The sequence below is a fragment of the Acinetobacter sp. GN11 genome, assembly GCF_054823985.1.
Genome location: NZ_JRVL01000054.1, coordinates 16,075 through 28,259 on the forward strand (window position 1 = coordinate 16,075; position 12,185 = coordinate 28,259).

Genomic DNA, 12,185 nt, shown 5'->3' on the forward strand with positions numbered 1-12,185 from the left:
AAGCCACCGTAAGGTGGCTTATTTGTATGTAGTACAATCTAAATAGAATAAATAGTAGAGAAGAAAAATGAAATCAAAAATCCATTTCCGTGAATTTGCATTGCTCATGGCATTGCTCATGTCGATTGTTTCTTTTTCGATAGATGCAGTTTTACCTGCTTTAGGTGAGATTGGCCGTATTTTTGAATTAAAAAATAATAACCAGTCGCAGTGGGTCATTATTGGTATCTTTTCTGGCATGACCATTGGGCAGCTTATTGCGGGGCCTCTATCCGATGCGATTGGCCGTAAACGCATTTTATTCACAGGAATTATTATTTATTTTCTGGGAAGTTTATTGTGCTTTACAACACAAAGTTTTGAGTGGTTTTTAGTTGGTCGCTTTATTCAAGGTATTGGTGTTTCAGGGCCTTATGTTGCTACTATTTCAATTGTTAGAGATAAATACAGCGGAGCTCAAATGGCTCGCATCATGTCTTTAATTATGATGGTATTTATGGTGGCTCCAGCAGTTGCACCGAGTTTAGGGCAACTCATTATTCATTTCTTTGGTTGGCGTGAGATTTTTGTTTTATATATGGTTTATGCCACAGTGATTGGAGCATGGGTTGCTTTACGGTTAGAAGAAACCTTACTTCCTGAAAATCGTTTACCTATGCGGTTGCAAGCTTTTCAAGAGGGCTTTAAAGAAGTTGTAAGTAATAAAACCACCATGAGCTATTTGCTATGCGCAGGCTTTTGTTTTGGTGGATTCATTGGTTATTTGGGAACTTCTCAACAAATTTTTATGCAGCAGTTTGGTAAAACAGGACAAGAGTTTAGTGCATATTTTGCCGTGCTTGCTGGTGTGATGGGAATCGCCTCATTTACAAATTCAAAAATTGTTATGAAGTTTGGTATGCGTCCAATCTGTATTTATGGCTTTTTAGGCTTGTGCTTAATTTCTTTGATTTTCTTGGGAATTCAGCTTTTAGGCGTAGCTGTATCATTCTGGATGTTTATGCTTTATGCCTGCATTTTGTTTTTATTATTTGGAACTCTATTTGGTAATTTAAACGCGATTGCGATGGAACCAATGGGGCATGTCGCTGGAATGGCATCGGCTATTATTGGTGCAGCTTCTTCAATATTGTCACTTATTCTTGCCTCTATTATTGGGCAGTTATATAACGGTACATTAATTCCAATGACCTGTGGTTTTACCATTTTGTGTGGTTTGGCTTTTGCGATGACAATATATGAGAACAGACATTTAAAAAAATTGAGTGCTTAAGAATATAGCTGTAAAGATAGTTCTATGATTTTAAAAATTTTCTTCACACCCTGAATTATATATTGATGAGGAAGCTCTTTAAGAGTTTCTAAAAACGTATAGGAGTATAGACAACTTACTATTTAATCACTTATGCTCTATTCGATGTTGGTTCAATTTTTGCTTTCTCTGTAACAACGATAAAAATCGGAGATCAAAATGATGAAAAATGAAAATCATATAAAAACGTTTTATAAAAAAGATAAGGGCTGGCAATTGTTTGGTTTAGCGCTTGCCATTCAAATACTCTTTATTGGAGTAAATTATTTAGTAATGATGAGCTGATTTTGCTTGTTGGGCTTTTTTAACGGTATGATTTAAAGCATGTTCACTAGTTTTGAGTCATTTTGCTCATGTTAAAGCTGATTTATTACGTACCTGAGTCACATCTTGAGTCGACTAAACAAGCCATTTTCTCTGCTGGTGCAGGCGGTATTGGTAATTATGAACACTGTGCATGGCAAGTGAAAGGAATAGGGCAGTTTAAGCCAGTCAAAGGCGCAGATCCTTATATCGGAGAGTTGGGTGAACTCGAACAAGTCGAAGAATGGCGTGTGGAAACTATTGTGATTGAAGAAAGCGCAAGGGCTGTAGCGAAAGCATTAAAGGCAAGCCATCCTTATGAAGAGCCTGCCTTTGAGTTTATTCAAATCATAGAAATTGATTTTAATTAAATTGAGAGAAATCGGGTTTACGCTTTTGCATAAATGCTTGTACTGCTTCTAGCATTTCAGGTGAGTGAACGCGCTGCATAAAGATTTCAGCTTCATGATCAATACATTCAATAATCTGTTCTAAATTATGCTTCATAAGCGCTTTTGTCTGCTTTAATGATGCGAGAGGCAAAGCTGCTAAATGCTGAGCTGTTGCCTGCGCAGATGCGTAAGAATCTTCAACTACTTCATTCACTAAGCCAGCTTGTACTGCGGTTTCAGCATTGAACTTTTTTGCAGTAAGCAGAAGTTCTGCTGCTTTGTGATAACCCGCTTGTTGGATGAGTAATTGACTTGCACCACCTTCTGGAGAAAGGCCAAGACTTACAAATGGAATTTGGAATAGGGCAGTGTTGTCAGCAAAAACTAAATCTGCGTGTAATAAAATCGTAACGCCAATTCCAATTGCCACACCTTTTACTGCAGTAATAAGTGGTTTTGAGAATTTCGCAGCCGCTTTAAGTAGAACGAATGGCGGAACTTCTCCAGCTGGACCCATGTTAGGATTTTGTACAAAACCCATAAAATCTTTCATGTCATTGCCAGCGGTAAAATCTTGCTCTACACCACGTAGAATGACTACTCGAATATCTTTATTAAGGTCGGCTTCATTCATTGCTTTGGCAATCCATAAATAAAGTTCGCCATAGAGTGCATTTTTTGCATCTGGGCGATTTATGGCTAAGGTGAGTACGCCACCTTCTAAATTTGCATTTAAATGTTGATGAGGTTGTTGAATACAGCTAAGTGTCATCGTACTATCCTTGCTTTAAACCACGTTGTTAATTTTTAGGTTCTCATTATGGCGCATATTTTTTGTAATGAGCGTTACTGATGAGTTCATAAAAAGTGAAAATCTAATTATGTATAAATTTGACTATCTCGTTTTTATAGGGCGTTTTCAACCATTTCATTTGGCTCATATGCAGACCATTGAAATTGCCTTACAACAAAGCCACTATGTGGTTTTGGCTCTAGGCTCTGCTCAAATGGAACGTAATATTAAAAATCCGTTCTTAGCAGTAGAGCGTGAGCAAATGATCTTGTCAAATTTTTCTCTAGAAGAACAAAAACGCATTCTTTTTGTGCATGTAGTAGATGTTTATAATGACGAAAAGTGGGTAAAACAAGTCAAAACTTTAGTGAATGGTGTGATTGAACCGAATTCAATCGTTGGCTTGATTGGACATTTTAAAGATGAATCTTCCTATTATTTGAGACTGTTTCCTGAATGGATTATGGTTGAGCTTGATAGCTTAAAAGATTCAATTTCGGCAACGCCAATGCGTGAAGCTTATTATCGGGGTGAAATCCAAACAGAATTTTTTCCTGTAGGAACCATTCGATTTTTAGATGAATTTAAAAATACTGAAGTTTATGCTGAACTCCAGCGCAAATATCTTATAGATGATAAAACCAATTTAAATTAACTCAGCTTGTGGTTCGTGTACTTGATAAAGATCTTGCCACTACATTTGTAGTCATTGATGAAGTTGAAACTGATAACTGGGGTGTTGCAGTGGAAACTGTTTCTGCAATACGAAAAAGACAAATTTTGAGTACTTAAAATGCAAAATAATCCTATTACTGAGATTCAGAAACAACTAGAGCAATATTTTGATGGTTTGTATTTTTGTGATGTGCAACTTCTGAGTAATGTTTTTCATCCTGATGCTATATATATCAATGTAACCGAGCAACCCGTACTAAGACTTAGTATGGCTGAATATTTTCCGATTGTTGCGAGTCGGATTTCTCCAGCTTCAAAGCAACAATCGCGACAGGATAAAATCAGTTCAATCAATTTGATTAATGAAGGGTTGGCGCTAGTACATGTTGAATGCGTTATCCACCCTAAATATTTTTATGATGCACTTACATTTGTGTTTGAAGATGATAAATGGAAGATTATATCGAAAGTATTCCATTATCAAATTTTAGCAGACTGAATAATTAAGCATCTGCCCAAAAGATAATTCGGTTGGAAAAAGGATCGGTGATACTGAGTTCTAGAGTTTCCCAGTCTGTTTTTTCAACCTGAGGTTTAGAAAATTTATAATCTTTTTGGCTTAGTTCACTGTGCAGCTCATAAATATGTTCCCAATAAATACGAATTGCACTATGTGGGCTTGCATCTCCAAAATGCTCAGATAGATGAATAACACAATCATCTTTAGAAATTTGTAAATATAACGGGAAGTTATCTTCAAATTGATGTTGCCAATCAAGCTGAAAACCTAAGAAATCAAGATAAAATGATTGAGCTAAATCAACATCAAAAATTCTTAAAATTGGGGTGATTGAACCTGATTGCATCATTTTTCCTTTTAACGTGTACCAAATTGTTGAGTCCAATAACTCTTTTGCTTTACAGAGTGATCAGAAGCACAAGCGATTGCGTAAGTTGTAAATCTTGGGTTCATTAGATTACTACAATGCAAAGGACTTGTTAGCCATTTAGACATAACTTGCCCTAAAGTTTTTTGACCACTGGCGACATTTTCACCATTGGCTTTACCAAGTGTATTGTAAAGCTTCAAACGTGATTTTAAGTCCAGACCCGTTGAGCCAACATGCCCGAGAAAGTTATGTGTTGCCATATCTTCACTATGAGAAAGTGCACCTTTATATAAATTATTACTCCAGCTCAATGGTTTGGTTGAGGTGAAATACTGCTGGCCACATTGACGTGATTGCTGTCGGATCTGATTAATTGTGTTCAGTACAGCTTGTTGATAGGCTGGGTTTTGTAAATCTTGGCAGCTTATTTCATTGGAATTTTTTTGAATTTGAGCAATTGATAGGGTGGTGTCACTGGGTATTGCTAATGTATTTGCACTACATGCACCGATCAAAAGAGTAGCAGGCAGCAAAGAGTAAGTTTTGAGTAGACTCATATCCATTGCCTTAAAATAATTATTCTAATATTTTTATGATACGCCAAAGTCAAATTGTTGGGTAATGCTTTGCAATAAAAAAAGCGAGTGTGAAACTCGCTTTTTTTATTGCAAAATTATTAAGCTGTTTGAAGGGCTTTTAAGTCTTCTAGAACTTGTTCTGCATGCCCAGCAGCTTTAACTTTACGGTAGCTTTTAACTAAAGTTTTGTTATGGAAAATGAAAGTAGAGCGTTCAATGCCCATTACTTTTTTACCATACATATTTTTTTCTTTAATTACATCGAAGTGCTTACACAATACTTCTTCTTTATCACTAATCAGATCAATAGTAAGCGCTTGCTTCTCAGTAAAGTTTTGATGTGCTTTTACCGAGTCGCGCGAAACACCAAAAATACGTGCATCTAAAGCTTCAAACTGATCTTTTAAACAAGAAAATCCAACGGCTTGTGTTGTACATCCTGGAGTTGAATCTTTAGGATAAAAATAAATGATTAACCATTCATTTTCGACCTTAGTCAAGTTCACTTCACCTTGTGTTGTTGGGAACACCTGATCTGGTAATTGGATATTCTCAGTCATTTTTCATCCTTCAAAAAGCTAAATTTGATCTAATTCAAGTGGTAAAAAAGCATATTCCTCATGATAAACAATATCGAGCTTTCTTACAGGAATTGGTTTGTTAAAAATTGGGCCATCAATCACAGTGGTATGAAACTCACCGCCTTCACCACATGGATCAATACCACGGTTTTCAAGTTCTTTTATATATTCTAAGGTTAAAGTTTTTCCTAAATCTTCAATTGTCATGCCTAATTTTAAGTTCACAGTCACAATGACACTACGAAAACCAAGATTGATAAACTCTTCAACAACCTCACGATGTGGACGTAGCCAAAGAGGCATTCCTAATTTGAGTTCCACTTGTTGAGTGATTCGATCATGCCAACACCCATGTTCAGGCATATCTAGATCACCTGTAACAAGTACTTCGGTACCTTGTTGTTTTGCTTGAATGAGTAATTCAATAAATTTGGTTTCATAGTCATTCCAGCTTGAAGAAGCCATGAATACGGGTAAGCCGATTGCTTTAGCTTGTGCTTGAATAATATCGAGTGGCATAGCATGTGAACGAGAGCGCTGGCCTTGTTCTTCTAGCATGACAATGAGTCCACTCACCGTACCAGTTTTCATTGCATGGTAGAGTGCAAGGGAGCTGTCTTTACCGCCACTGAAGGAGACAATAGAGGTCTTATTTATTGCGTTGGTTTTCCATTGTTCTTGCATGGTTTATTTCAGGTGAATTGTTCAAGTTCGATAAGATCATTTTAACAGAGCTACAAAAAAGCCTGCATAAATGCAGGCTTAATTTGGAATAACAAAAGCTTATTTTTTAGGAGCTTGTTGTTGAGCAGCTTTCATTGCATCTTCAGTTAATTTTTCAAGTTTAGTTGTTAACTGAGGACCGAAACATGCTTTAAGATCACGGTTTTGTTGTTGTACAAATCCTAGAGAGCTTGGGCTTTTCTTCGCATTGATTGCACTTTGGATTTCCCATTTTTGTGCTTCAGTCACTTTACCTTGTGCTTCAACTTGGCAGCTACAGAATTTGCTAACTTCAGATGAACTTAGTTTGCCGCCTTTAGCTGTTTGATCTTTACAAACGTTAACTAATGCACCTTTAACGTTGGTACTTTTATATGCTGCTTGAACTGGGTTTTCGGCAGCATGTGCTGCACCAGCCATAAGCGCAACTGTTGAAAACAAAGATGAAAGAATAAGATTTGATTTTAACAACTTCATAAATTTTACCTACTTATTACGGTATATAGCGTGTTGGGTCGGCAACACCGGCCTCGATAAAGCCTTCTTTACGCAAACGGCAACTATCACATTTGCCACACGCACGTCCTTGAGCATCTGCTTGGTAGCAAGATACCGTTTGACTATAGTCTACGCCATGTTCAATCCCTAAACGTATAATATTCGCTTTGGATAAATGTAACAGTGGTGTTTCAAACTTAAGTGGTTTTCCTTCTACGCCAGCTTTAGTTGCTAAGCGTGCCATATTGGCAAAAGCCTCAATAAATTCAGGACGACAATCAGGATATCCTGAATAATCAACAGCATTGATGCCAATAACAATCGCTTCAGCATTAAATACTTCGGCTGCGGCTAGAGCATACGAGAGGAAAATAGTGTTACGCGCTGGTACATAAGTTACAGGAATACCTTCTTGTAACTGTTCTGGTACGGCAATGTTGTGGTCTGTTAATGCAGAGCCACCTAAATTAGCCAAATCAATATTAATTACACGATGTTCAACACCTGCACGTTGAGCTAATGCTTTTGCTGCATCGAGTTCAGTGGTTGAGCGTTGACCATACATAAAACTAATAGCAATACATTCATAGCGTGCTTGTGCCCAAGCTAGGCAAGTGGTTGAGTCTAAGCCGCCTGAAAGCAAAACAATGGCACGAGGGCGCATATTTTTCTCCATATTCGGAATGATTTATTTTATTGAGTGATTAACGACCTGATTCATCGTTCCAAAGTAGTTTATGTAACTGAAGTTGGAAGCGAACAAGGAGTTTATCATCAAGTATCCACTGTGCCAGATCACGTGCTAGACGTGGCAGGCCAACAGCACCTTTTTCAACTGCAAAGGCAGGGGAGAACCAAACGGTACTGACTTTTTTATGCAGTTGATATTTTTCAACTTGCTGCTTTGACCATTCATAATCTTCGCGGTTACAAATGACGAATTTAATTTGGTCATGCAATGTTAAATGGTCAAGATTGCTGATGAGGTTACGATGTTCCTCACCAGAAGTTGGAGTTTTTAAATCAAGGACTTTAGAAACACGCGAATCTACTTTTGAGACATCGAGCGCGCCACTAGTTTCTAAAGAAACATCAAAGCCAGCTTCACATAGACGTTGTAATAAAATCAAACAGTTTGGCTGTGCAAGTGGTTCACCACCAGTTACACAAATATAAGGTGTTTGAAATTGGGTAGCTGTTTCAATGATATGTTCAAGTGAAAAACGTTCACCACCTTCAAAAGAATAAGTGGTATCACAATAGCTACAACGTAATGGACAGCCTGTTAGACGAATAAATACAGTCGGTAGGCCAGAGGCGTTTGCTTCACCCTGCAACGAGTAAAAAATCTCGGTAATGCGTAAACCGGACGCAGGGTCTGAGACAGGAATTGCAGAGGAACGTAAGGAAGCCATTCTAGAAATACCACACTATATAAAAAATAAAATCTCTACGATCAGTGTTGACCGTAGAGATGTTTGATCAAACTGAAATTAGTCAGCGCGTAACAAATCGTTCAAACTTGTTTTTGCACGTGTTTGCGCATCAACTTTTTTCACAATAATTGCAGCATATAAGCTGTATTTACCATCAGCAGATGGCAGGCTACCTGCTACAACAACTGAACCTGCTGGAACGCGACCATAATGGATTTCGCCAGTTGCGCGGTCATAAATTTTAGTTGATTGACCAATGAAAACGCCCATTGAAATGACTGAGCCTTCTTCAACAATAACGCCTTCAACGATTTCTGAACGCGCACCGATAAAGCAGTTGTCTTCAATAATGGTTGGGTTAGCTTGTAATGGTTCTAAAACACCACCAATACCTACACCACCAGACAAATGAACATTTTTACCGATTTGAGCACATGAACCTACAGTCGCCCATGTATCAACCATTGTGCCTTCATCTACGTAAGCACCGATGTTGACATAAGAAGGCATTAACACGACGTTTTTAGCTTGGAAGCTACCACGACGTGCTACAGCAGGAGGAACAACACGAACGCCTGCTGCTTTAAATTGCTCATCAGTCCAACCAGAGAATTTAGTTTCAACTTTATCGTAGAAACGAAGATCACATGACTCGATTGGTTTATTGTCATTAAGTTTAAATGATAATAAAACAGCTTTTTTTAACCATTGGTGAACAACCCATTCACCATTGATCTTTTCAGCAACTCGAAGTGTACCGTTATCTAAACCAGCAATTGCTTCTTCAACAGCTTGGCGGATTTCGCTTGAGCAATCTGCTGCAGTAAAATTTGCGCGGTCTTCAAATGCTTGCTCAATGATCGTAGAAAGCTGAGACATGATCTTCCTTCCATAAAAAATTTTAAAGATTTTACACTAATTTGTGACAAGAATCTTTGAAAAAACGTGTTACGTTTAATCAAGGACATAAATGAGGTAAATGAAATTAAGCTTATTAGATAATCAAGTGTTTTTTACACAAAAATGATTTGAAAATAAAAATTTAACTCAATTTGTATCAAAAAATAACAGAAATCTAGCATTTTTTGTATAAAAAAGATTCTATTCTCTCTTTATTATGATTTCAGTCACAAGATGAATAAATTAAAAACAGAGCCTTTTGAGGAAAAAACTATGAAAGCATTACGTGTTTTAGTAACAACAACAGCTTTATTCGCTGCTGGTGCTGCAATGGCAGATGAAGCCGTTGTTCATGACAGCTACGCATTTGACAAAAACCAATTAATTCCTGTGGGAGTGCGTGCTGAAGTAGGTACTACTGGTTACGGCGGTGCTTTATTGTGGCAAGCAAACCCATATGTAGGTTTGGCACTTGGTTACAATGGTGGTGATATCTCTTGGCGTGATGACGTATCTGTAAATGATACGAAATATGACGTTGATATGGATAATAACAACGTTTATTTAAACGCTGAGATTCGTCCTTGGGGTGCAAGTACTAACCGTTGGGCTCAAGGCTTATATGTAGCAGCTGGTGCAGCATACCTTGATAATGATTATGATTTAAGCAAACGTTCACAAGATGGTACTATTAAAGTAAATGGTAATAATTATAACTTTAATGGTTCAGTTGACGGTAAATTAAGTTATAAAAATGATATTGCCCCTTATGTAGGTTTGGGTTTTGCACCTAAGATCAATAAGAACTGGGGTGTATTTGGTGAGGTTGGTGCATATTACACAGGTAACCCAAGTGTAAATCTTAAATCAAATGGTACATTTGTTAATGTTAACGGTGCTGACTTTGATAAAGACTTACGTGCAGAAGAAAATAAAATCGCGAATGACGATAAATACCAATGGTTACCAGTTGGTAAAGTTGGTGTGAACTTCTTCTGGTAATAAATACAAAAAAAACGAGCTTCGGCTCGTTTTTTTGCGTCTAAAAAAATAAAAGAGCTAAAAAGCTCTTTTATTTTTTTAATTTTTATTCATCTGGGTAAGCAATTTTCTTAAGTGCTTTAATATCGGCATCAGGTGAGCATAAAGAAATAAACTCATAACCATAACCGCGTAGTAGATGGCCTTTACGAACTGCAATCCATGTCGTATTGACACCAAAGATATCAGTTTTAGTTTGTTTTAAGCGATGATCACGTTCTGTGTCATAGGCCACAGCATTGACAATCCCGACTCCCATGCCCAATTCGACATAAGTTTTGATAACGTCCGCATCGAGAGCTGACATTACGATATCTGCATCGAGGTGAGCTTCTTCGAAAGCTTTGTCAATTTTAGATCGACCTGTAAAACCACCATGATAAGTAATGAGTGGATAGTCAGCTAAAAGTTCAAGCGTAATCTTGTCTGCCTTCACTAAAGGATGATTTTGCGGTGTGATAATGCTGTGTTGCCATTGGTAGTAAGGAATACTCGCTAGATTGTCTTCGGTCGTTAAAGACTCTGTGGCAATCCCAATGTCAGCTTCACCTTGTAAAAGCATTTCTGAAATTTCAACAGGGCTGGCTTGTTGTAAAATCAAATGAACTTTAGGAAATAACTTCTTAAATTGATTAACGATCGGAGGTAGCACATAACGTGCCTGAGTATGGGTCGTTGCGATCGTTAATGTGCCTTCATCAACTTTATTAAAGTCTTCTGCAAGGCGTTTAATATTTTCAGCATCAACCAACATGCGTTCAACAATGCCAAGAAGAGATTGACCTGGTTCTGTTAAACCTAAAAGACGTTTACCTTTACGTATAAAAAGCTGTACACCTAGCTCATCTTCTAAATCTTTAATATGTTTACTTACACCCGATTGAGACGTGTAGAGTGCAGCCGATGCTTCTGTTAAGTTAAAGTTTTGGCGTACTGTTTCTCGGATAATTCTTAATTGTTGAAAGTTCATTCACACTTTTCCTTACCAAATATATTTCTTAAGCAACTTGATCTGCAAATAAGTGCAGTTGAGAGGCACTTACCCAAACGGTTTGATTTGGTTTAAACGCATGTAATTTTGCAGCTTCATTGCTCAGAGCAATCTCAATTAAACGTCCATTACGGTCTTGTAATTCCGCCACAACTTTTCCAGCAATCCAGATTTCACGTACAAAAGTCGCTTCAATGCTATTCGCCTGAGGTTGCGAGTGAATATGTAACTCATCTGGACGGGCAAAAGCAATCACTTTTCCTTGAGGTGCTTCAACTAACGTTGGTAATTGAATACGGTCATTGCCAATACGGATGATACCGCCTGCGTTTTCACCTTCAAAACGATTTGCCTGACCCAAGAAATCAAATACAAATGGCGTTGATGGTTTTTCATAAACTTCACGAGGCGAACCGATCTGCTCAACATTACCCTTATTCATTACAATAATCTGATCTGCAACTTCAAGTGCTTCTTCCTGATCGTGGGTCACGAAAATTGAAGTAATATGCAGTTCATCATGTAAATTGCGTAACCAGCGGCGTAATTCCTTACGGACTTTAGCATCTAGCGCACCAAATGGTTCATCAAGTAATAATACGCGTGGCTCGACGGCCAAGGCACGGGCCAAAGCAATACGCTGACGTTGTCCGCCCGAAAGCTGAGCAGGGTAGCGGTCTGCTAAAAATCCAAGTTGAACTAAATCAAGTAAACGAGTAACGCGTTTTTTAATTTCAGCTTCTGAAGGACGAGTTGCACGAGGGCGAACACGTAAACCAAAGGCAATATTGTCAAAGACAGTCATATGACGAAATAAAGCATAGTGCTGAAATACAAAGCCGACCTGACGCTCCCGTACATGTACATTGGTCGCGTCTTCACCTTCAAGTAGCACTTGACCGCCATCCGCTGATTCTAGACCTGCAATAATTCGAAGTAGAGTTGTTTTACCGCAACCAGATGGGCCGAGTAGTGCCACCAGTTCACCTTCTGGAAAATCTAGCGAAATATTTTTAAGCGCATGGAATGCACCAAAGTGTTTTTCAATATTTTTAACTTGAATACTCATGAT

Annotated in this window: 17 protein-coding genes and 1 pseudogene; 7 read left to right on the top strand and 11 right to left on the bottom strand. The window is 37.9% G+C overall.

Annotated features, from left to right (window positions below):
• Positions 1–67 precede the first annotated feature (67 nt).
• From NL42_RS07080 to NL42_RS07090, 3 genes are all read left to right on the top strand, one after another.
• Positions 68–1,273 carry a multidrug effflux MFS transporter gene (locus NL42_RS07080; protein ID WP_461312248.1) on the top strand — a complete coding sequence of 402 codons (1,206 nt, stop codon included), beginning with the start codon at positions 68–70 and terminating at the stop codon, positions 1,271–1,273.
• A 198-nt stretch (positions 1,274–1,471) separates the two neighbouring features.
• Entirely contained in the window at positions 1,472–1,597 is a 126-nt protein-coding gene (locus NL42_RS07085) for a KGW motif small protein (protein ID WP_016137349.1), read from the top strand.
• A 68-nt stretch (positions 1,598–1,665) separates the two neighbouring features.
• Positions 1,666–1,986: a YqfO family protein gene (locus NL42_RS07090; protein WP_016137350.1), complete on the top strand. Its 321-nt coding sequence runs from the start codon at positions 1,666–1,668 to the stop codon at positions 1,984–1,986.
• Here NL42_RS07090 and NL42_RS07095 read toward each other — a convergent pair.
• Positions 1,979–2,779: an enoyl-CoA hydratase-related protein gene (locus NL42_RS07095; RefSeq protein ID WP_461312249.1), complete on the bottom strand. Its 801-nt coding sequence runs from the start codon at positions 2,777–2,779 to the stop codon at positions 1,979–1,981. The genes NL42_RS07090 and NL42_RS07095 overlap by 8 nt on opposite strands.
• Positions 2,780–2,888: 109 nt before the next feature.
• Between NL42_RS07095 and NL42_RS07100 the strand changes: the two genes are divergently transcribed.
• The 3 genes and pseudogenes from NL42_RS07100 to NL42_RS07110 all read left to right on the top strand — a co-directional run bounded on the left by NL42_RS07100 (position 2,889) and on the right by NL42_RS07110 (position 3,974).
• A complete protein-coding gene (locus NL42_RS07100; protein ID WP_461312250.1) occupies positions 2,889–3,455 on the top strand; it encodes a nicotinate-nicotinamide nucleotide adenylyltransferase in 567 nt (188 codons plus the stop codon).
• A pseudogene (locus NL42_RS07105) lies at positions 3,455–3,592 on the top strand (tautomerase family protein); the annotation flags it as partial. The gene NL42_RS07100 and the pseudogene NL42_RS07105, both read left to right, overlap by 1 nt.
• Position 3,593: 1 nt before the next feature.
• Positions 3,594–3,974 carry a nuclear transport factor 2 family protein gene (locus NL42_RS07110; protein WP_461312251.1) on the top strand — a complete coding sequence of 127 codons (381 nt, stop codon included), beginning with the start codon at positions 3,594–3,596 and terminating at the stop codon, positions 3,972–3,974.
• A gap of 4 nt (positions 3,975–3,978) precedes the next feature.
• Here NL42_RS07110 and NL42_RS07115 read toward each other — a convergent pair whose 3' ends face one another.
• The 8 genes from NL42_RS07115 to dapD all read right to left on the bottom strand — a co-directional run bounded on the left by NL42_RS07115 (position 3,979) and on the right by dapD (position 9,060).
• The gene (locus tag NL42_RS07115; RefSeq protein WP_174732154.1) at positions 3,979–4,341 is read right to left on the bottom strand and encodes a glyoxalase superfamily protein; all 363 of its coding nucleotides are present in this window, start codon (positions 4,339–4,341) and stop codon (positions 3,979–3,981) included.
• An 11-nt stretch (positions 4,342–4,352) separates the two neighbouring features.
• A complete protein-coding gene (locus NL42_RS07120; protein WP_461312252.1) occupies positions 4,353–4,922 on the bottom strand; it encodes a CAP domain-containing protein in 570 nt (189 codons plus the stop codon).
• A 119-nt stretch (positions 4,923–5,041) separates the two neighbouring features.
• Positions 5,042–5,503 carry a peroxiredoxin gene (locus NL42_RS07125; protein WP_461312253.1) on the bottom strand — a complete coding sequence of 154 codons (462 nt, stop codon included), beginning with the start codon at positions 5,501–5,503 and terminating at the stop codon, positions 5,042–5,044.
• A gap of 18 nt (positions 5,504–5,521) precedes the next feature.
• Positions 5,522–6,208, bottom strand: coding sequence for a Dph6-related ATP pyrophosphatase (locus tag NL42_RS07130; RefSeq protein ID WP_461312254.1), 687 nt, complete (start codon positions 6,206–6,208; stop codon positions 5,522–5,524).
• A gap of 99 nt (positions 6,209–6,307) precedes the next feature.
• On the bottom strand, positions 6,308–6,724 hold the full coding sequence (locus tag NL42_RS07135) for a hypothetical protein (protein WP_003650267.1): 417 nt from the start codon (positions 6,722–6,724) through the stop codon (positions 6,308–6,310).
• A gap of 16 nt (positions 6,725–6,740) precedes the next feature.
• A complete protein-coding gene (gene queC / locus NL42_RS07140) occupies positions 6,741–7,409 on the bottom strand; it encodes a 7-cyano-7-deazaguanine synthase QueC (protein ID WP_461312255.1) in 669 nt (222 codons plus the stop codon).
• Between the two features lie 40 nt (positions 7,410–7,449).
• The gene (queE, locus tag NL42_RS07145; RefSeq protein WP_461312256.1) at positions 7,450–8,160 is read right to left on the bottom strand and encodes a 7-carboxy-7-deazaguanine synthase QueE; all 711 of its coding nucleotides are present in this window, start codon (positions 8,158–8,160) and stop codon (positions 7,450–7,452) included.
• A 78-nt stretch (positions 8,161–8,238) separates the two neighbouring features.
• Complete coding sequence (gene dapD, locus NL42_RS07150; protein ID WP_461312257.1) at positions 8,239–9,060, bottom strand: 2,3,4,5-tetrahydropyridine-2,6-dicarboxylate N-succinyltransferase; 822 nt, start codon at positions 9,058–9,060, stop codon at positions 8,239–8,241.
• A 294-nt stretch (positions 9,061–9,354) separates the two neighbouring features.
• Between dapD and carO the strand changes: the two genes are divergently transcribed.
• Positions 9,355–10,083, top strand: coding sequence for an ornithine uptake porin CarO type 4 (carO, locus tag NL42_RS07155; RefSeq protein ID WP_461312258.1), 729 nt, complete (start codon positions 9,355–9,357; stop codon positions 10,081–10,083).
• Positions 10,084–10,168: 85 nt separating this feature from the next.
• On the opposite strand, the gene NL42_RS07160 is transcribed toward carO, so the two are convergent.
• Together NL42_RS07160 and NL42_RS07165 are read right to left on the bottom strand one after the other, a co-directional pair.
• Complete coding sequence (locus tag NL42_RS07160; protein ID WP_461312259.1) at positions 10,169–11,092, bottom strand: CysB family HTH-type transcriptional regulator; 924 nt, start codon at positions 11,090–11,092, stop codon at positions 10,169–10,171.
• 28 nt (positions 11,093–11,120) lie between these two features.
• On the bottom strand, positions 11,121–12,182 hold the full coding sequence (locus NL42_RS07165; protein ID WP_016137363.1) for a sulfate/molybdate ABC transporter ATP-binding protein: 1,062 nt from the start codon (positions 12,180–12,182) through the stop codon (positions 11,121–11,123).
• Positions 12,183–12,185 lie beyond the last annotated feature (3 nt).